Genomic DNA, 18,681 nt, shown 5'->3' on the forward strand with positions numbered 1-18,681 from the left:
CTGAAATGGATAGCTATTCTCTCATTTTACAGCACAACTGTCAATTTTCTTATTCATCTTGCATTTCGCTAAAAATCTTCAAATAAGTTGGTAGCTCTCGTGAAATTTGCGTCGGAAGCACAACGAAGTTTTTTTTCGCTAAAATATCGCCAATATAACTATGGAAGAAAACGCCAGCTAAAACACCGTGTAGCGGTATGGTCGTTTGTTTCATCAAACCGGCAATGATACCACTTAGCGTATCGCCCATTCCACCAGTCGCCATGGCAGGCGAACCGTATATATTTTGCCAATTTTCCTCCGCAGTCAGCACTTTCGTTCGATGCCCTTTTAAAACAATCGTGGCGTCAAGTGAATGGCGAACTTCATCTGGTGTCGCTTCGTCTTGGGGTGCCAGTTTTTTTAAGCGCTCCCATTCACCAGCATGTGGAGTGAAATAAAGCGCGCAATTTGTTTTAGGTAAATTGCCTTTCGCATAAAGTGTAATCCCGTCACCATCAATAATGATGTTTTGGTGATTTTCAGCATGTTGTAATATAAATTCCATTAGCGTATACGCTTCATCATCAAGACCAAGTCCCGGACCAATTAGAATGGTATCAAAAGTTGGCAACAAGCGTTTTAATTCAACTAATTTTGCGTAATCTAAAAACATGCATTCTGGTAAGCGGCTATGTAAACTAGAACGATTGACGCGGTGCGAGGCGAGTGTTGTTAATCCAGCGCCGCTATACACGCTTCCCTCTGCTGCTAGAATGGCTGCTCCGCCGTACATTTCGTTGCCAGCAACTATGAGAACTTTGCCGTATTGATTTTTATATCCTTCATCTTCACGTTTTGGAATAAAGCTGCAAATCGCTTTTGGCGTTATTTTTTTCATAAATGCCACATCCTTTTATAAAAATTGGATTTTATTCGCCAAAGAAGATAAAATAGGTGGCGGATAATTTATTTTAATTTTATCGAAGGATAGGGGTGTTTGTAAAATGAAACCTGTATTTCCAGCCGTAAAAGCCGTTATCGTACAGGACGGGCATTTTTTAGCTTTAAAACGATCGGAGCAAGAAGAAGAGGTATACGATTTACCAGGAGGGAGAATGAACTACGGTGAAACGCATGCTGAATGTCTTTTTCGTGAGGTTTATGAAGAAACAGCTTTACAAGTACAACCATTTATTTTGTATGATACGTGGGAATTTTTTCATACAGATTACCAAATTACAGGCGTGATTTACTTAGTGTCAATGCCAAATGACGGCGAAATTAACTTGTCGGATGAACATAAAGCTTACAAATGGTTGCCGCTTTCAAAAGCGGGTATAGAAGATTTAGATGTTGTCTTTAGTTCGCGAATGAATCGTTGGGATTTTGATGCGATAAAAGGGATCATGTAATTATTTTATGAAAACCTAGGTTTCTACTTTCTTATGTAGGAAAAAGGGTTTACAATGGTAGTGCAGAGTTTATTTTGGAAGGAATGAAGAAAATGACGGAAATCAATTGGCAAAAAGAAGTAGAAAGTAGAAAAGACGCTTTCTTAAAGGATTTAGAAGGGCTACTCCGGATTCCAAGTGTACGTGATGACGCAAAAGCAACCACTGAAGCTCCTTTTGGACCAGATGTAAAACAAGCACTAGATTATATGATTGCTTTAGGTGAAAAAGATGGTTTTACAACAAAAGAAGTAGGCAATGTTGCTGGACATATTGAGTACGGAGCAGGCGATGAACTTGTTGGTGTTCTTGGACATGTTGACGTCGTACCAGTTGGAGATGGCTGGACAAATGGACCTTTTGAACCAGTACTGAAAGATGGCAAACTTTATGCGCGCGGCGTAGCCGACGATAAAGGACCAACAATTGCCGGTTATTATGCACTAAAAATCTTAAAAGAGTTAGATTTACCGATTTCAAAAAGAATTCGCATTATTGTGGGTTCAGATGAAGAAAGTGGTATGAGCTGTGTTGAGCGTTATTTTGAAACAGAAGAACAGCCGACTGTCGCGTTCGTTCCAGATGCTGAGTTCCCAATCATTCATGCTGAAAAAGGGATTTCTGAACTTGACGTTTCGTTTAAAGACAGCAAATCAGACAGTTATCAAGCTTTCCAATTGGTAAGCTTTGAATCAGGTGCGCGTTATAATATGGTGCCAGATCATGCGAGTGCTGTTTTACAAGAAGTAAAAGACGTTGATTTGTTAAAACAAGAATTTCATAATTTCCTTTCAAGCCATGATGTAACAGGGGAATTTGACGTGAGTGCGAAGTCCGTTACACTTTCCGTTGTAGGTAAATCTGCGCATGCGATGGAACCGAATAACGGCGTCAATGCAGGACTCCACCTAGTTGCCTTTTTAGGTAAATTCGAGTTGACTGGAACGGCAAATGATTTTGTCACGTTCGGTCGCGATTATTTATACAATGATTCGCGCGCAGTTAAACTTGGTATCAACTATGAAGATAAAGAAAGTGGCGACTTGACGATGAACGTCGGCATCATTCGCTACAGCTTAGAGGAAGGTGGACGTTATGGTCTTAACTTCCGCTATCCAGTAACAGCAAACATGGACCGTCTTAAAACGAAGATGGAAACAGTTGTATTTGAATATAACGGTCGCTATACGCACTATGATGATTCCAAACCATTGTTCGTACCACAAGACCACCCGCTTATTCAAACGCTGCAAGAAGTATACACGAACCAAACAGGCGAAGAAGCAACTCTTCTTGCTATTGGTGGTGGGACTTACGCGCGCCATTTAGAAACAGGTGTCGCATTTGGAGCTCTCTTCCCAGGACGTGAAGACACAATGCACCAAAAAGATGAGTTTAGCTATTTTGATGATTTATTAAAAGCGACAGCTATTTACGCTGAAGCTCTTTACAAATTAGCAAAATAAGGAGTATAATTGAAAAAATTCTAGCTGCTGCGTTAGTTTCGTGGCAGCTTTTACTTTAATAAAGGAGTGAGTTACTTGAAAGTATTAGTTGGAGATAAAATCGTAGACCGAGAAGATGCCTACGTTGATATTGAGGACCGCGGGTATCAATTTGGTGACGGTGTTTATGAAGTGGTACGTATGTATAACGGGAAATTTTTCACCGCCGAAGAACATATTGATCGCTTATATGCGAGTGCGTCAAAAATTGATTTAGTCATTCCTTTCCCTAAAGAAAAGCTCTATAATTCTCTTTTAGAGCTTGCAAAAGCAAATCAAATTTCGACAGGAAATGTATACTTACAAGTAACACGAGGCATACAGCAACCGAGAAACCATATTATTCCCGACGAGTTTCCCCTTGAAGGAATTTTGACGGCAGCAGCCCGAGAAGTGCCACGAAATGAAGCACAATTTGTCACTGGCGGAACGGCAATAACGGAAGAAGATGTACGCTGGTTACGCTGTGATATTAAGAGCATTAGCTTACTTGGCAATATTTTAGCCAAAAATAAAGCCCATCAAAAAGGGGCGCTAGAAGCTATTCTCCATCGTGGTGATTTAGTCACAGAATGTTCAGCTTCCAATGTTTCAATTATTAAAGATGGTACATTAATTACGCATGCCGCGGATAATTTAATTTTAAACGGGATTACAAGACAAGTGATTTTAAAAGCCGCAGAAAAAGGGGCAATCCCTTATGAAGAACGCGATTTTACAGTACAAGAATTATTGAATGCCGACGAAGTTTTCATTTCGAGTACAACGCTTGAAGTAACCCCCATCACAAAAATTGATGAAACAGTCATTGGAAACGGAGAACGTGGACCGCTTACAGCACAATTACATCAATTATTTGAAGAAGAAATTGTCGCAGCTTGCGGCGCTTTTGTGAAAGAAAATATTTAATTATGACAGGGAGGAACACTCCCTGTTTTTTATATGTAAAAAATTACATATATGGCCTAAGCGCTCGTATATAAGGATTGATAACGCTTTCTCTTGGGGAGAGACGAAAAAACCGCCTTGACCTGATTAGAATAAAGGCGTATAATTCATTTTGCTAATTGTTCGCATGCGAATTATTCCTATGCAAACAATTGTAAAAGGGGGTAAGATTTTGTGGATGAGAAGTTAGTAAGAGAAGTTATTTTGTCTTTTCGTGAAGTGTCTCGAAAAACGCATCAATATCTAGCTGAAGAGGCAGACAAACGTGGTATCACAACAACACAATTACTTGCTCTAAGTTCATTAAAACGTGAGCCTCATCTTACGCTTGGTGAGTTAGCAGACCGAATGAAATTAAGTAAAAGTACGACATCAGGAATCGTTGATCGTCTTGTTAAAGCTGGATTTTTAACACGAAATCGGGTGGAGCTAAACCGCCGGACGTTAAATTTAGCCTTGACAGAACTTGGCGAAGAGAAGGCGTCCACTACATATGATGTTTTCTTTAAACGACTTGAACCAATACTTGAAATTGGTGAGCGCGAACTTACGGAAATGCTTGCAACACATCAGCAAATGATTCAAATTTTAGAAAGAGGGATGCAAGAATGAATGTACAGGCGAAGACGACCTCGGTAAAAAGAAACGGTATTTTAATAGTTATGCTGATGGGTGCTTTTGTAACAATTTTAAATCAGACACTAATGAATGTAGCTTTACCGAGTATTATGAAAGATTTTAACATTACAGCGAGTCAAGGACAGTGGCTATCTACAGGTTTCATGCTTGTAAATGGTGTCATGATTCCAATGACCGCATTTTTGATAGAGCGATTTACAACTAGACAGCTTTATTTATTTGCGATGATTACCTTTGCAATTGGGACCGCAATTGGGGGATTTGCGCAAAATTATACGATGCTTATTGCTGGGCGTATGGTTCAAGCGGTTGGTGCCGGAATTGTTATGCCACTTTTAACGGTGGTTGTTTTAAATCTATTTCCAATTGAACGACGTGGCCGTGCGATGGGACTTATTGGCCTTGCCATGAACTTTGCACCCGCAATTGGTCCGACGCTTTCAGGGTGGATTGTCCAAGAATATGCTTGGCGCGATTTATTTTTCATCATCATTCCATTTGCGATTGTCGATATTATCGTAGCCATTTTCTTACTGCGAAATGTTGGGAAACGTTCATTTCCTAAATTGGATGTTCTTGGCGTCGTCATGTCAACAGTTGGTTTCGGGAGCTTATTACTCGGATTTAGTAATGCTGGAGACCATGACTGGCTTACGTTTAAAGTCGTTGGTTTTATCGCGATTGGGCTTGTTGTTCTTTCGCTATTCATTTGGTACCAAGGGAGAGCCAAAACGCCACTTCTTAACTTTAAGGTTTTTAAAAATCCAACCTTTGCTTTAACCACGATTATTAGTTTCTTTGTTTTTATGGGTCTTTTTGGAGGCATGCTGTTACTGCCAATATTCTTGCAAAATGTGCGCGGCTTTTCACCGCTAGATTCTGGTTTAGTTCTGCTTCCAGGAGCGCTTATAACGGCTGTTTTATCGCCAGTTACGGGGATGATGTTTGACCGATTTGGTGCGAAATATTTGTCGTTAGTAGGTCTTATTATTATGACTGGAGCGACGTTTATGTTTTCGAACATTGGTGAATCGACAACACTTACTTATATTGTTATAGTCCAAACGATTCGTGCGGGTGGAATGGCCATGGTCATGATGCCACTTCAAACAGCGGCGCTCAACTCTCTTCCGCTTGAGATGGCGTCACACGGCTCTGCAATGTTTAATACAATGCGACAAGTTGCCGGGTCAATTGGAACAGCAGCGCTCATCACTGTAATGTCTAAAAGTGCTAGCAGCTTCGCAAATTCACTCAGCGCAACTGATGTCGTTGGAAAGACGAAAGAACAGCTTGCGAATCACGTTCTGATTCACGGGATTGATACAGCCTTTTTGATTGCCGCACTCTCAAGCGTTATTGCGTGCGTTCTAACGTTATTCATTCGTAAAAATCCTTCTGGACTAAATCCAGTTGTCCATAAAAATTAATTTGAAATCCGCCTAAAAAACCAGTAGGCGGATTTTTCACTTCAAAAAAATGAAAGCCCGAACATATGTTGACTTGACTTACTTCCGTTGGAGAAGTACAATCAATTTTAGACATGATTTATTTGCGAAGTAATGAATCATTTACTAAAAAGGTGTGTTTCAAGATGAAGGATTATTTTTTTGGGGCTGAATATGAAATAAGTTCTGCCGGCGGAGAAACCGGTCAAGCTTTTGTTGCGAGAAAGGAAGACGAAAAATTCTTTTTAAAGAGGAATTCTTCGCCTTTTTTAGCTGCGCTCTCTGCTGAGAACATTGTTCCTAAACTTGTATGGACAAGACGTGTTGAAAATGGAGATGTTATTACAGCGCAAAAATGGGTCGAAGCTCATATTTTAGACGCAGATGAAATGATGGATAAACGCGTGGCACAACTTTTAAGTAAAATTCATCGCTCGAAGCCACTAAAAAAAATGTTGCGGAAAATCGAGAACAGTTCTTTATCTTCTGAAAAAATGCTCGCGAATTTAAACAGCTTTAAGGAACAGTTTAACGAAGCAGAAAATGTGGCCTATACATACCTTTTAGATCATGCTGAGCAAATAAATTCAGATGAGCTGGTCGTTTGTCACGGGGATATGAACCATAGCAACTGGATGATTTCCTTAAAAGACGAGCTCTATTTAGTTGATTGGGATTCCGCGATGCTTGCCGATCACGCAAGCGATTTAGCGATGCTCCTTTATCAATATATCTCACGAAATAAGTGGGGCGAGTGGCTAAGTGCATACGGAGAAGCATACTCGGAAAAACTGCACCACAAGTTAAAATGGTACGGTTTATGTCAGGCATTAACACGTATTTATGCGGCTAATCTAGCCGAGCAAGAACGTTCAAAAGCGAGCGAGCTTTTAAAAGTAATCTTAGAAGATAATGAGGTGTAACCAATTCATGCGTGTAAAGCATAAACCATGGGCGAAAGATAAATTGCTAAGCCATCCTGAAGTTTGCGTCGCAAATCCGGCTGACTTTAAAGGGAAGTGGCAAGAGCTTTTTGGCAATCAAAATCCCATTCACATTGAAATCGGCTCAGGAAAAGGCCAATTTGTAAGCGGCATGGCTAAACAAAATCCGGAAATCAATTATATCGGCATTGAAGTCGTTGAAAGCGTACTTGTTGTTGCGCTTGATAAAGTATTAAATGCGGGCGTTTCAAACGCACGTCTATTGTCTGTTGACGGTGCAGCACTACTTGAATATTTTGAACCGGGCGAAGTGGCGCGAATTTATTTGAATTTTTCTGATCCATGGCCAAAAAAACGGCATACGAAGCGGCGCTTGACGAACCCGACCTTTTTAGATATTTATAAAGCGCTTTTGCCAACTGATGGTGAAATCCATTTTAAAACGGATAATCGTGGATTGTTTGAATATTCGCTCGTTGCATTTTCTGACTATGGCTTGCAACTAAGCTATGTGTCACTCGATTTGCATGCCGACGAAATCAGCGACAATGTGATGACGGAATACGAAGAGAAATTTTCACAAAAAGGCTTTCCAATTTACCGTTTAGAAGCATCATTTAAATAAACGAAACAAGAAGTTGCTCAGCGCGACTTCTTTTCTATAATAATATTATGTAAACAAGGGGTGCTCTTATGAAAATTGGCAAAATTGAAATTCATTGGTTAAGAGGCGGAAAATTGGCGTTTGATGGTGGGGCGATGTTTGGCGTTGTACCAAAAGCGCTTTGGAAGAAAAAATATCCGGTCAATGAAGCCAACCAAATTGCGGCATATGCCGATCCAATGTACTTAAAAGTCGCAGGCAAACATGTCCTAATTGATGCAGGACTGGGGGTAAACCGACTTACAGAAAAACAAAAAAGGAATTTTTCCGTAGAAGAAGAATCTTTTATCGTTCAGGATTTAGCTCGTTTAGGTGTGACGCCTGAAGAAATTGACTTTGTGCTCATGACGCACTTGCACTTCGATCATGTGACAGGGTTGACGGGAACTGCTGAGGACGGAACACTCACATCGGTTTTTCCGAATGCAAAAATTATTGCTTCTGAAACGGAATGGGACGAGATGCGCGCCCCAAATATTCGCTCAAAAGCGACGTACTGGCCGGAAAATTGGCAAAAAATTGAAGCCCAAATACATACTTATTCGGAAAAAATGGAGGTTCTTCCTGGCGTGACGATGCATCATACGGGGGGCCACAGTGCGGGACACGGTATCGTTGAAATTTCTTCTGACGGGATGCACGCCGTTCATTTAGGCGACATTTTCCCAACACACGCGCATTTAAATCCACTATGGGTGACTGCCTATGATGACTATCCAATGGACAGCATTTTTGCGAAAGAAAAATTGTTCGCCAAATGGATGGATGAGCAAACATGGTTTTTATTTTACCATGATGCATTTTATGAAGCGATTCAACTCAATCGCGCTGGCGAGATAACGAATAAAATGGAAAAGAAAAGGGGCTGATAAGCTTCTTTTTTTTGCGCTCAAAATTAACATAGGGGGCAGGGGTATATCTATCTGAATACTTATAGGGGGTATTGTAAAATTGCATAAAAATGCCCCTTCATGTAAAAGGGGCATGCTCTCTTATGTAAGGTATACGTCAATAATCGTACCCGTTTTTGCATCTGCAATAAATTCAAACTGTTTCTTTTCGCCTTCGCGAATTGCCGTAATTCCGCCGTGATATACGAAAGTATCAATCGCATATTTTTTATAATGCTGTTTTTTTAGTTGAATCCAAGAGCCTTCAATAGGTCCTTCCTTTTTAAAAGCATCTTTGACATTTTCTAAAATAACATCACCAGATATCGATTTATCCGAAAGACAGTAATGGTTCAGTAAATGACCAGCAGCAGCGCCAAAAGCAGCACCTGCAATAAAAGCTTTCCAGTCCATGTTTTTCCTCCCTCAATAATTTCCCTCTATGTGCGAAATTTACTCACGTACTCATTATACTACACTTTCGGAAAATGGAAAGTATTTTTAATGACGCTTTCAAAACACACGTAATCTTGCTATACTAAAAGAGTTAGAGCGAAAGGGTGGTTAACAGTGAAAGAAGAAACATTAAAATTGTTTAAAACATTGACCGAGTTACAAGGAACATCCGGTGATGAATTTCGAGTGCGGGATTTTGTACGAAAAGAAATTGAACCAGTTTCAGACGAGGTCATTCAAGACGGGTTAGGCGGCATTTTTGGTGTGCGACACGGCGACGCAGCTGGCCCGCGCATTCTAGTTGCTGGACATATGGATGAAGTAGGCTTTATGGTGACACAGATTACAAAAGCCGGTATGCTCCGCTTTCAAACAATTGGTGGTTGGAATCCGCAAGTCATGCAAGCGCAGCGCGTTCAGGTTATGACAGAGAGCGGCCCAGTCATTGGCGTCATCGCGTCTGTACCGCCACATTTAATGTCCGATGCAGAACGAAATAAACCAACGGATCCAAAAAACCTCCTGATTGATATTGGCGCCGACTCCAATGAAGAAGCAAAAGAACTCGGACTTAAACCGGGGCAATTTATCGTGCCAGTATCTGAATTTACACCGCTCGCAAATCCGAAGAAAATTTTAGCAAAAGCTTGGGACAACCGTTATGGTGTCGGGCTCGCAATTGAACTTTTAAAAGAGCTTAAAGGCGAAGCACTCCCTAATACATTGTTTTCAGGAGCTAACGTCCAAGAAGAAGTCGGACTTAGGGGCGCTGGCGTAAGTGCTAATATGATTCAACCAGACTTGTTCTTCGCTTTAGATGCTAGCCCTGCAAACGACACAACAGGAGACAAAACACAGTTTGGTCAACTTGGTAAAGGCTTCTTAATGCGGATTTTTGATCGAACGATGATTATGCACCGAGGCATGCGCGAATTTTTACTCGATACAGCCGAAAGCAATCAAATTCCGTATCAATATTTCACATCACCAGGTGGCACAGACGCTGGGAAAGTACATACTTCGTTAAGCGGCATTCCAAGCGCGGTTATCGGTATCCCATCAAGATATATTCATTCCAGCAATTCTATTTTGCACGTCGATGACTACGCTGCTGCCAAAGAAATGATTACAACCATCATTCGAAGTCTCGACCAAACAACATACAACACCATACGTGAAAATGCTTAGGTTTTTGAAAAAAGCGACGGTTTTAATCGGTGTGGCTCTTCTCATGAGTGGCGTCATCTGTTTCATTTTAAGTGCGCTAAAGATTGGAAACTTCGAGCAAGGCTGGGCGCTCACCGCTTTTGTAGCAGGGGTGATGATACTCATTTATGAAGGCTTGCAATTTTATATCGCAGAACGCAAAAAAGCACGAAAATCAAATCGCTGATTTTCGTGCTTTTTTGCGACTAGCCAAATGTATAATGAAGCACTTTTGCCGCAGCTTCAATGGTTGCAACAGTCACGTTCGCGCGTTCTGACAATTCTTTTAACGGGTGATGCAATTTTTCCGGGCGAATTAAGATGAGCGGTTTTCCGCTCGCAACAGCGAACGAGGCGTCCGATGCCGTATTCCACTGCTTAAATTCTTCCCCAAAATAGGCCACCACAAGATCGGCTTTATTTAAAAAAAGCTGTGTTCGGAGATTGTTGATTTTGGAAGCTTGGATGTCGCGATATAGCGCGTTTGGTTGCTCGCCTAGGATAACTTCGCCGATAGAATCTGATTTTTCATGGTTTTCTTCTGGACCAGTGAATGTGAATGAAACACCTTGTATGTTGCTAATTGCATGACGCAATTCGTTTCGCCAATCAGAATGGATTTCGCCAGCTAAATAAATGTTATAGTTCATTTTTATAACACTCCTTTCTCATTTATCATAACGAAAAAAAGAAAACGCTTCAAATGTTTTACAGAAAGCGGATTTCTGGACGAATGGCACAACTTTAGGTACGATTTAACAAGGAAGAACTTAAAGGAGCGTTTTAAAATGAAAAATTTAGAATCTGTTGAGCAGTTTCAACAAGTAAAAGAACAAGGAAAAACCGTTTTTATGTTTAGTGCGGATTGGTGTGGCGATTGCCGTTTTATCGAGCCTGTCATGCCAGAAATCGAAGCAGAAAATGAAGACTTTGCTTTTTATCATGTTGACCGTGATGAATTTATCGATTTATGCGCAGAACTAGCGATTTTCGGCATTCCAAGTTTTTTAGCATTTGAAGACGGGGAAGAAATTGGCCGCTTTGTCAGCAAAGATCGTAAAACAAAAGAAGAAATCAATGACTTTTTAGCTGCGCTTTAAAAGGAGGAAGCTCTTTGAAAATCACGACACTTGCCATGAAAGCAAAATTAGAAGACATGTTACGAAAAGATGGAAGAACGTTTTCTTTCGATAGGGAAAAAGAACGTTTAAAAGTTTCAGAAAATGAGCATACGATAACGCTATCCGTTCCGCAAATCATTGCACGATTTGAAGAAGAAGGGGAGGCCTCCTTTCAAAAAGTCGTGTATTACGTCAATGAAGGCTTTCAGGCGAGCCGTCAAAAAGTCAATTTAAGTGGAAATAGCGACAAAATTTTGCCTGTTATTCGTGCTGGCTCTTTTCCGCAAAAAACAAAAGCGGGAGAAAAATTATTTTGCGAGAAACATACAGCCGAAACAAACATTTTTTATGTTTTTGATACAGGAAAAGCCTACAAATTTTTAACGGAAAATGATTTAGAAGCGGCGAACATTTCGCCAAATGATTTGCGCAACAGCGCCATGCAAAATGTAAGAAAACTAGATACGCCACTGAAGAAGGATACAGTTTCCGGCAATGACTTTTATTTTTTAAGAACGAATGATGGTTATGACGCCAGTCGCGTTTGCAATGACGCCTTTTTAGCGGAGATGCGTGCCAAGTTCACGGGTGAAATGGTCCTTGCGATACCACATCAAGATGTACTGATTTTAGCCGACATCAAAAACAATACTGGCTATGATGTGTTGGCACACATGACGATGCAATTTTTTTCAGAAGGAATTGTTCCAGTTACCTCTTTGCCATTTGTGTATAATAATGGTAAACTGGAACCGATATTTATTATGGCGAAAAATAGACCAAAGGAGTAGGGGAACTTGATAGCAAACGTATTTTACAATGAAAAAGGAATCGGCGACACCCTAATTGTTGCCATCAAAGACATTAATCGATACACACGTTCTTTTGAGAAAAAAGGCGATGTAGTACGAATTTTTGACACTGAAACAGGCGATTTAAGCGGCTTTAACATTTTCAACGCTTCCAATTATTTCGCACTACAAGCAAATGGAAAAGTCAAATTGACGGAAGAATTTGTCGCAAAAATGCAAGAGGTGATTAAAAACGCCGGCTTTGCTGACAATTTAGATATCGATTTATCACCAAAATTTGTCGTGGGTTACGTTGAAAGTATCGAAAAACATCCAAATGCCGATAAACTTCGCATTTGCCAAGTGAGTGTTAAAAACGAGCAATTACAAATTGTTTGCGGCGCACCAAATGTTGATGCAGGCCAAAAAGTAGTTGTTGCAAAAATTGGTGCAGTGATGCCAAGCGGACTGGTCATCAAACCATCTAACTTACGTGGTGTCGATTCTTTCGGGATGTTATGCGCTGCGCGAGAATTAGCGATTCCAGATGCGCCACAAGAAAAAGGTATTTTAGTTTTAGAGGCCGACAATGAAGTCGGCGCAGCTTTTCCAGTTTCTTTTTAATCCAATCAAACTAGCTAGCATCGTCTAGCTAGTTTTTTTTGTAAATAAAAGTGTGTACAATACTGCTTCGAAATGTTCTTTTTTTACCTAAGAATTGGGATATAAGATTATATTATGACCCCTTTGAAGCTTTATACAGCAACGGTTAAAGTAGGTTCTGAAATATTAATGACGAAATTACGATGGTCATGTATAGCTTTAATTATTTTTCTCTGTTAGAATCAAAAAAGAAAATCAAAATTAGGTGTGATAGATATGGGATGGTTAAAAGATTTTTTCTTTGGGGATTTTGAAGATTCAAAAGAAGAAGTGCCGAAACAGCAGACGGCAGTCGTAGAAACCAAAATAAAACGAGAACAACCAAAAGTGAATATGAAAAGGACCGCAGAACGTCCAGTAAATATAGGGCAAAAAAAACGGACAGTCGCAACGAAAATGGTATATGAATACCCAAAAGGTAATTTTCGCTTTCCAGTTATACCTGACAAAGCGCAGGCAGAAAGGGTACCAGTTGTGCAAACGAGAAATAATACAATCGATAAAGTGGCACAAACGCACACTACTGTAGAAAATAAAGTTGTAGCGAAAGAAAAATTCACGCCGACAGATGTTCCGTCGCCAGTTTTTGCTTTCCATAAACGACCAAGCCATTTTGAATTTGATTTAGATGACCAAACATCTGAAAAGCCAACACAAGAACGCATTTCGTTAATTACTGAAGAAGTGGAGCAGTTTGTGGAGGAAAAACCGGAAGTTATTGAGGATTTAAATACAGCTGTAGTCACGGAAGAACCAGTTTTCCAAAAAAGCGAAGAAGTGAAAGAACCTCAAGTGAAAAAAACAGAAAAAACGTTTTCGCAGAAAAAAACAGCAACGAAATCGCATATTCCGTTTAATGTCATGATGGTAAATAACGATCAGAAAGACGAGTCAAAAGAGGAAGCGGATTCCTATTTGGCGCAAACGGAGCAAGTTGTGACCGTTCCTGAGAAAAAAGTGCGAGAAGAGGGGGAGCAACCGTCCTCTTACTATCTTCCTTCGCTGCGCCTATTAAGTCCTCCAGTTTCATCGAACAAGGATGAGGGCTGGCTTGATTATCAGGAAGAGCTTTTGAATGAAACGCTAAAAAACTTTAATGTGGAAGCGCATGTTGTGAACCGAACGCAAGGTCCATCAGTGACGCGTTTTGAAGTACAACCTGAAAAAGGTGTTAAAGTAAGCAAAATTACGAATTTAACTGATGATATTAAATTGAGCTTGGCGGCAAAAGATATTCGAATTGAAGCACCGATTCCAGGGAAAAGCACAATCGGTATTGAAATTCCCAATCCTTCTAGCCGACCAGTGATGATTTCTGAAATTATGAATACATCGATTTTCCAAGAGAACCATTCTCCGCTAACCGCCGCGCTTGGGCTCGATATTTCAGGAGCGCCTATCGTGACGGATTTGCAAAAAATGCCACATGGACTTATTGCAGGGGCAACGGGTTCAGGGAAAAGTGTGTGTATTAACTCGCTCTTAGTTAGCTTGCTTTATAAAGCGCGACCAGATCAACTAAAACTACTTTTAATTGATCCGAAAATGGTCGAGCTAGCACCGTATAATCGTATTCCACACCTCGTGAGTCCGGTTATTACTGATGCAAAAGCAGCCACAGCAGCGTTAAAATGGGCTGTTGAAGAGATGGAAAGACGCTACCAGCTATTCTCGCATACAGGGGTTCGCAATATGGAGCGTTATAATCAATTATCAGAAGCAGAAGGGCACTCTGGGGAAAAACTCCCGTATATTTTAATCGTAATTGACGAATTAGCCGACTTAATGATGGTCGCTCCAAATGATGTGGAAGAGTCAATTAGTCGCATTGCTCAAAAAGCTAGAGCTTGTGGTATTCATATGATTGTGGCGACACAACGTCCGTCTGTTGACGTTATTACGGGACTTATTAAAGCAAATATTCCAACACGTGTTTCCTTTTCCGTATCGAGTTCGATTGATTCACGAACGATTCTTGACGCCACTGGTGCTGAGAAGTTGCTTGGAAAAGGGGATATGCTCTTTTTACCAAGTGGCGTAAGTAAACCAGTCAGACTGCAAGGAACGTTTGTAAGTGATGAAGAAATTGATGCAGTTGTTAGTCATGTACGTAACCAAGGAGAGCCAAGCTATTTATTTGTGGAAGAAGAGCTCCTTGCGAAAGAAACGCTACGTGAGGAGGAAGATGAACTTTTTGATGAAGCTTGCGATTTTGTGATGAATCAAAAAGCCGCTTCAACTTCGCTTCTACAACGTCATTTTAGAATTGGCTATAATCGCGCGGCGAGACTGATGGAAACATTAGAAAACTATAATATTGTTTCAGGTACGAATGGTTCTAAGCCACGAGATGTAATTATCACACATGAGCAGCTTGAAAAGTTGCGGAATAAAGATACGGCAAACTAGGGCTAAATTCATATGAAAGCGCAGATAATGAATAAATTAAAACGTTTTCTTACTTGATTATCTAAGCCTTTTTCCGTGATTTAGAAGAATCGTTGTTCTAAACAGGCGATAAATGCTATAATATAACGAGTGAACGAGTGCATAAACTATTTTACATTAAACACTATTATGAACAGGAAATAAGATGATGTCTAAAATTACAGGATATATATCTTTTTAGACACCCTCTTCAAGTTGAAAATACGGGGGTTCGAAACAATGACAACTTATCATTTTGTTGGGATTAAAGGCGCGGGAATGAGTGCGTTAGCTCAAATTTTACATGATAAAGGATACAAAGTGCAGGGCAGCGATGTTGAGAAGTATTTCTTTACACAAAAAGTATTAGAAGATAAATCTATTCCAATTTTCCCATTTGGTGCAGAAAACATCAAAGAAGGTTTAACTATTGTGGCTGGTAATGCTTTTCCAGATACGCATGAGGAAATTTCAAAAGCATTAGAAATGGATTTGCCAGTTATTCGTTACCATAAATTCTTAGGCCAATTGTTAGATGGTTATACTAGTGTGGCGGTGACAGGTTCTCATGGCAAAACATCAACAACGGGTTTACTTTCGCATGTATTAGAAGCCATCAAACCAACGTCTTATTTAATTGGTGACGGTACTGGTAAAGGGGATAAAAACGCGGAATATTTTGCTATAGAAGCGTGTGAATATCAACGTCATTTCCTTGCATATAAGCCTACATATGCGATCATGACAAATATTGACTGGGATCATCCTGATTACTTTAAAAGTGTCGATGATGTTTTTAACGCGTTTGAATCTTTTGGTAAGCAGGTAAAAAAAGCTGTCTTTGCTTTAGGTGATGACGTTCAACTTCGTCGCTTAGAAGACGTGTTAACTATTCCAGTTGTTTATTTTGGCTTTGGCAGTGAAAATGAATACATCGCAAAAAATGTTGTTAAAAAAACAACAGGCACTTTATTCGATGTTTACCATGAAGACAAACTTTTAGGGAACTTCGAAATTCCAACTTACGGGGATCATAATGTTTTAAATGCTCTTAGCGTTATTTCGCTTGCTCATTATGACCAGTTAAGCATGGAAGAAGTGAAAAAAGAGTTACTTACATTCGAAGGTGTAAAAAGACGTTTTAGCATTACGGAAAAAGCGAATCAAATTTTAGTGGATGATTATGCACATCACCCATCTGAAATTCGTGCAACAGTGAATGCGGCGCGACAAAAATACCCTGATAAACAAGTAGTTGCGGTTTTTCAACCACATACTTTTACACGCACAAAAGCATTTTTACAAGGTTTTGCTGATAGTTTGAATTTAGCAGATGAAGTTTATCTGTGCGATATTTTTGGTTCAGCCCGGGAAAAAACTGGGAATTTAACCATCTATGATTTGGCCAAAAAAACAAAAGGAAATCATGTTATTAAAGAAGAGCATACTGATGCACTTCTTGCTTACGATAATGCTGTCATTTTATTTATGGGGGCTGGAGATGTTCAAAAATTCCAAGCCGCTTATGAAAAAGTACTAGATAACCAATCGAAAACACAAGCATTAGGAGAAAAAGCTGCATTTTAATTTGAACGATTAAGCTGGTACTTTTGTATCAGCTCTTTTCTAAATATGACACTAAAAAGCAACTAGGAGGGAATTTTGACGTGGCTATTCGTTTAGTAGGCAATAAGGCGCCAGATTTCTGTGAACTGGCAGTAATGCCGGATTCGACCATCAAAAAGCGAAGTCTAGCAGATTTTTTAACATCTGATAAATGGCTCGTGCTGTTTTTTTATCCGAAAGATTTTACGTTCATTTGTCCGGCAGAAATCAACGCGATTTCGGCTAGAGTAAAGGAATTCCAAAAACTGAACACGGAAATTGTCGGCATCTCAACAGATAGTGTTCAAACGCACTTAGAGTGGATACAAACGCCCATTTCAAAAGGCGGAATTGGTCAACTCACCTATCCTTTACTTGAAGATGTATCGCGCACTGTAGCGCTGAATTATGGTGTTTTTGACGAAGAAAATGAAGAAGCCTTGCGTGGACTTTTTATTATCGACCCAACTGGAAAAATTCAATACGAAACGATTCATGTGAACACCGTATCACGCGAAGTCGATGAAATTTTACGAGTACTTACAACTTTGCAAACCGGTGGACTGTGCGAAATAGAGTGGTAAAAAGAGTCCGTGACATAAATGAAAAGAAGCATAAACTCAGTAAAGCCCGATGGCATTATTACTGGATTTATGCTTCTTTGTTTTTCCGCTATCTAATTACCTGTATCTTTTAAACTAAGTTTGCGGGATTTAAAATTTCTAATTCAGGTAACACGAATAAACCATCTTTACGAATTAAAACATCGTCAAAATAAATTTCCCCGCCGCCGTATTCCTTGCGCTGAATGTTAACTAAATCCCAGTGAATTGCAGAAGTGTTGCCGTTATACGCCTCGTCATAGCATTGTCCCGGCGTGAAATGGAAACTACCTTCGATTTTTTCATCAAATAAAATGTCGCCCATCGGTTCATGAATGAATGGATTCACACCAATTGCGAATTCGCCGATGAAACGGGCTCCGTCATCTGTGTTTAAAATTTCATTGATGCGTTCGGTATCATTAGCTGTAGCTTCAATAATTTGACCGTTTTCAAATGTAAACGACACATTTTCAAAAACAAAGCCTTGGTAGGGACTTGGCGCGTTGTAGCTTAATGTTCCTTGTACAGAGTCGCGAACCGGTGCCGTATAGACTTCGCCATCAGGAATATTTAGTTCGCCTGCACATTTAACAGCAGGAATATCCTTAATCGAAAAACGCAAATCAGTCCCAGGGCCCACGAGATGCACCTTATCAGTTTTATTCATTAAAGCAACTAAACTATCCATGGCAGCACTCATTTTCGCGTAGTCGAGTGTACAGACATCAAAATAAAAGTCCTCAAAACCTTCCGTACTCATACCGGACAGTTGCGCCATTGAAGAAGTTGGATAACGTAAAACAACCCACCTCGTTTGTTTTACACGAATATCCGTGTGCATTTTTCCAAGCGTACCACCAGAAATTTTCATTTTTTCAGCAGGAACGTCAGATAATTCGTTAATGTTGTCGCCGGAACGAAGACCGATGTAAGCGTCCATTTCTTTCATCACAGCCCCTTCAAAAGAAGCCATAAGTTCGTACTGCTCTTTATTTGCTCCGAGTAAAAGGGCGCGGTCGATTTTAGGTTCTTTGATAGAAACAAATGGGCAACCGCCAGCGTCATAGGCTTCCTTCACCAAAGCTTGAACAAGTTCTGTTTGCAAACCAAAGTTTTCAATTAATACTTTTTCGCCTTTTTGAAGTTTGATGGAATAGTTGATGAGATTATAGGCTAATTTTTGGATACGTGGATCTTTCATTTAAATGCCTCCCTAAAAGTTTTCTCTCTTATTTTACATGAAAAAAGAAGGAATGGGAACGCATAAAAATTCATTTTATTTTATTTTTTCGTTTGAAATTGCTAAAATAGATGTGTAACACGTGAAATCGTTTTA

20 protein-coding genes are annotated in these 18,681 nt (G+C 39.9%); 16 read left to right on the forward strand and 4 right to left on the reverse strand.

Translation table 11 applies throughout. From position 1 onward, the window contains the following. Positions 1-49: 49 nt before the first annotated feature. The gene (locus CFS04_RS01485) at positions 50-880 is read right to left on the reverse strand and encodes an NAD(P)H-hydrate dehydratase (RefSeq protein WP_088808831.1); all 831 of its coding nucleotides are present in this window, start codon (positions 878-880) and stop codon (positions 50-52) included. Positions 881-986: 106 nt separating this feature from the next. On the opposite strand from CFS04_RS01485, the gene CFS04_RS01490 reads away from it, so the two are divergent. The 8 genes from CFS04_RS01490 to CFS04_RS01525 all read left to right on the forward strand — a co-directional run bounded on the left by CFS04_RS01490 (position 987) and on the right by CFS04_RS01525 (position 8,450). Then, the gene (locus tag CFS04_RS01490; RefSeq protein WP_088808832.1) at positions 987-1,394 is read left to right on the forward strand and encodes an NUDIX domain-containing protein; all 408 of its coding nucleotides are present in this window, start codon (positions 987-989) and stop codon (positions 1,392-1,394) included. Positions 1,395-1,486: 92 nt separating this feature from the next. Beyond that, entirely contained in the window at positions 1,487-2,899 is a 1,413-nt protein-coding gene (pepV, locus tag CFS04_RS01495; RefSeq protein WP_088808833.1) for a dipeptidase PepV, read from the forward strand. Between the two features lie 75 nt (positions 2,900-2,974). Further along, complete coding sequence (gene dat, locus CFS04_RS01500) at positions 2,975-3,847, forward strand: D-amino-acid transaminase (RefSeq protein ID WP_088808834.1); 873 nt, start codon at positions 2,975-2,977, stop codon at positions 3,845-3,847. Between the two features lie 213 nt (positions 3,848-4,060). Beyond that, positions 4,061-4,498, forward strand: coding sequence for a MarR family winged helix-turn-helix transcriptional regulator (locus CFS04_RS01505; protein ID WP_088808835.1), 438 nt, complete (start codon positions 4,061-4,063; stop codon positions 4,496-4,498). Then, positions 4,495-5,955: a multidrug efflux MFS transporter MdrM gene (mdrM, locus tag CFS04_RS01510; RefSeq protein ID WP_088808836.1), complete on the forward strand. Its 1,461-nt coding sequence runs from the start codon at positions 4,495-4,497 to the stop codon at positions 5,953-5,955. Before CFS04_RS01505 ends, mdrM begins: the two co-directional genes overlap by 4 nt. Before the next feature lie 164 nt (positions 5,956-6,119). Then, on the forward strand, positions 6,120-6,896 hold the full coding sequence (locus CFS04_RS01515) for a phosphotransferase family protein (protein WP_088808837.1): 777 nt from the start codon (positions 6,120-6,122) through the stop codon (positions 6,894-6,896). Between the two features lie 7 nt (positions 6,897-6,903). Continuing rightward, positions 6,904-7,542, forward strand: a complete 639-nt coding sequence (trmB, locus tag CFS04_RS01520; protein ID WP_088808838.1) for a tRNA (guanosine(46)-N7)-methyltransferase TrmB — start codon at positions 6,904-6,906, stop codon at positions 7,540-7,542. A 68-nt stretch (positions 7,543-7,610) separates the two neighbouring features. Next, a complete protein-coding gene (locus CFS04_RS01525; protein ID WP_088808839.1) occupies positions 7,611-8,450 on the forward strand; it encodes an MBL fold metallo-hydrolase in 840 nt (279 codons plus the stop codon). Positions 8,451-8,573: 123 nt separating this feature from the next. Here CFS04_RS01525 and CFS04_RS01530 read toward each other — a convergent pair whose 3' ends face one another. Continuing rightward, positions 8,574-8,885, reverse strand: coding sequence for a PepSY domain-containing protein (locus CFS04_RS01530; protein WP_088808840.1), 312 nt, complete (start codon positions 8,883-8,885; stop codon positions 8,574-8,576). A 156-nt stretch (positions 8,886-9,041) separates the two neighbouring features. Between CFS04_RS01530 and CFS04_RS01535 the strand changes: the two genes are divergently transcribed. Both CFS04_RS01535 and CFS04_RS01540 read left to right on the forward strand, forming a co-directional pair. Then, on the forward strand, positions 9,042-10,115 hold the full coding sequence (locus CFS04_RS01535; protein WP_088808841.1) for a M42 family metallopeptidase: 1,074 nt from the start codon (positions 9,042-9,044) through the stop codon (positions 10,113-10,115). Positions 10,116-10,119: 4 nt separating this feature from the next. Then, complete coding sequence (locus tag CFS04_RS01540) at positions 10,120-10,320, forward strand: hypothetical protein (protein ID WP_240310277.1); 201 nt, start codon at positions 10,120-10,122, stop codon at positions 10,318-10,320. Between the two features lie 19 nt (positions 10,321-10,339). Here the strand turns inward: CFS04_RS01540 and CFS04_RS01545 are convergent, their stop codons facing one another. Beyond that, positions 10,340-10,783 carry a YtoQ family protein gene (locus tag CFS04_RS01545; RefSeq protein ID WP_088808843.1) on the reverse strand — a complete coding sequence of 148 codons (444 nt, stop codon included), beginning with the start codon at positions 10,781-10,783 and terminating at the stop codon, positions 10,340-10,342. Between the two features lie 75 nt (positions 10,784-10,858). Here CFS04_RS01545 and CFS04_RS01550 point away from each other — a divergent pair, with 75 nt between their 5' ends. The 6 genes from CFS04_RS01550 to CFS04_RS01575 all read left to right on the forward strand — a co-directional run bounded on the left by CFS04_RS01550 (position 10,859) and on the right by CFS04_RS01575 (position 17,324). Next, positions 10,859-11,233, forward strand: a complete 375-nt coding sequence (locus CFS04_RS01550; protein WP_088808844.1) for a thioredoxin family protein — start codon at positions 10,859-10,861, stop codon at positions 11,231-11,233. Positions 11,234-11,268: 35 nt separating this feature from the next. Next, entirely contained in the window at positions 11,269-12,045 is a 777-nt protein-coding gene (locus CFS04_RS01555; protein WP_088809072.1) for a DUF1444 domain-containing protein, read from the forward strand. A 6-nt stretch (positions 12,046-12,051) separates the two neighbouring features. After that, entirely contained in the window at positions 12,052-12,669 is a 618-nt protein-coding gene (gene ytpR / locus CFS04_RS01560; protein WP_088808845.1) for a YtpR family tRNA-binding protein, read from the forward strand. Between the two features lie 255 nt (positions 12,670-12,924). Next, positions 12,925-15,117, forward strand: a complete 2,193-nt coding sequence (locus CFS04_RS01565) for a DNA translocase FtsK (RefSeq protein ID WP_088808846.1) — start codon at positions 12,925-12,927, stop codon at positions 15,115-15,117. Between the two features lie 258 nt (positions 15,118-15,375). Beyond that, the gene (gene murC / locus CFS04_RS01570; protein WP_088808847.1) at positions 15,376-16,722 is read left to right on the forward strand and encodes a UDP-N-acetylmuramate--L-alanine ligase; all 1,347 of its coding nucleotides are present in this window, start codon (positions 15,376-15,378) and stop codon (positions 16,720-16,722) included. A gap of 80 nt (positions 16,723-16,802) precedes the next feature. Then, on the forward strand, positions 16,803-17,324 hold the full coding sequence (locus CFS04_RS01575; protein WP_088808848.1) for a peroxiredoxin: 522 nt from the start codon (positions 16,803-16,805) through the stop codon (positions 17,322-17,324). Between the two features lie 109 nt (positions 17,325-17,433). Here the strand turns inward: CFS04_RS01575 and CFS04_RS01580 are convergent, their stop codons facing one another. Continuing rightward, complete coding sequence (locus CFS04_RS01580; RefSeq protein ID WP_088808849.1) at positions 17,434-18,546, reverse strand: aminopeptidase; 1,113 nt, start codon at positions 18,544-18,546, stop codon at positions 17,434-17,436. Positions 18,547-18,681 lie beyond the last annotated feature (135 nt).

Source organism: Listeria sp. ILCC796 (assembly GCF_900186175.1).
Classification (GTDB): domain Bacteria; phylum Bacillota; class Bacilli; order Lactobacillales; family Listeriaceae; genus Listeria; species Listeria goaensis.

What these genes read in the sequence shown, in the direction of transcription:
- CFS04_RS01565 (WP_088808846.1), top strand. Translation starts at nt 12,925, where the DNA reads ATGGGATGGTTAAAAGATTTTTTCTTTGGGGATTTTGAAGATTCAAAA.
- CFS04_RS01555 (WP_088809072.1), top strand. Translation starts at nt 11,269, where the DNA reads ATGAAAGCAAAATTAGAAGACATGTTACGAAAAGATGGAAGAACGTTT.
- CFS04_RS01580 (WP_088808849.1), bottom strand. Translation starts at nt 18,546, where the DNA reads ATGAAAGATCCACGTATCCAAAAATTAGCCTATAATCTCATCAACTAT.
- CFS04_RS01490 (WP_088808832.1), top strand. Translation starts at nt 987, where the DNA reads ATGAAACCTGTATTTCCAGCCGTAAAAGCCGTTATCGTACAGGACGGG.
- CFS04_RS01515 (WP_088808837.1), top strand. Translation starts at nt 6,120, where the DNA reads ATGAAGGATTATTTTTTTGGGGCTGAATATGAAATAAGTTCTGCCGGC.
- CFS04_RS01530 (WP_088808840.1), bottom strand. Translation starts at nt 8,885, where the DNA reads ATGGACTGGAAAGCTTTTATTGCAGGTGCTGCTTTTGGCGCTGCTGCT.
- murC (WP_088808847.1), top strand. Translation starts at nt 15,376, where the DNA reads ATGACAACTTATCATTTTGTTGGGATTAAAGGCGCGGGAATGAGTGCG.
- mdrM (WP_088808836.1), top strand. Translation starts at nt 4,495, where the DNA reads ATGAATGTACAGGCGAAGACGACCTCGGTAAAAAGAAACGGTATTTTA.
- CFS04_RS01485 (WP_088808831.1), bottom strand. Translation starts at nt 880, where the DNA reads ATGAAAAAAATAACGCCAAAAGCGATTTGCAGCTTTATTCCAAAACGT.
- CFS04_RS01545 (WP_088808843.1), bottom strand. Translation starts at nt 10,783, where the DNA reads ATGAACTATAACATTTATTTAGCTGGCGAAATCCATTCTGATTGGCGA.
- pepV (WP_088808833.1), top strand. Translation starts at nt 1,487, where the DNA reads ATGACGGAAATCAATTGGCAAAAAGAAGTAGAAAGTAGAAAAGACGCT.
- trmB (WP_088808838.1), top strand. Translation starts at nt 6,904, where the DNA reads ATGCGTGTAAAGCATAAACCATGGGCGAAAGATAAATTGCTAAGCCAT.
- CFS04_RS01525 (WP_088808839.1), top strand. Translation starts at nt 7,611, where the DNA reads ATGAAAATTGGCAAAATTGAAATTCATTGGTTAAGAGGCGGAAAATTG.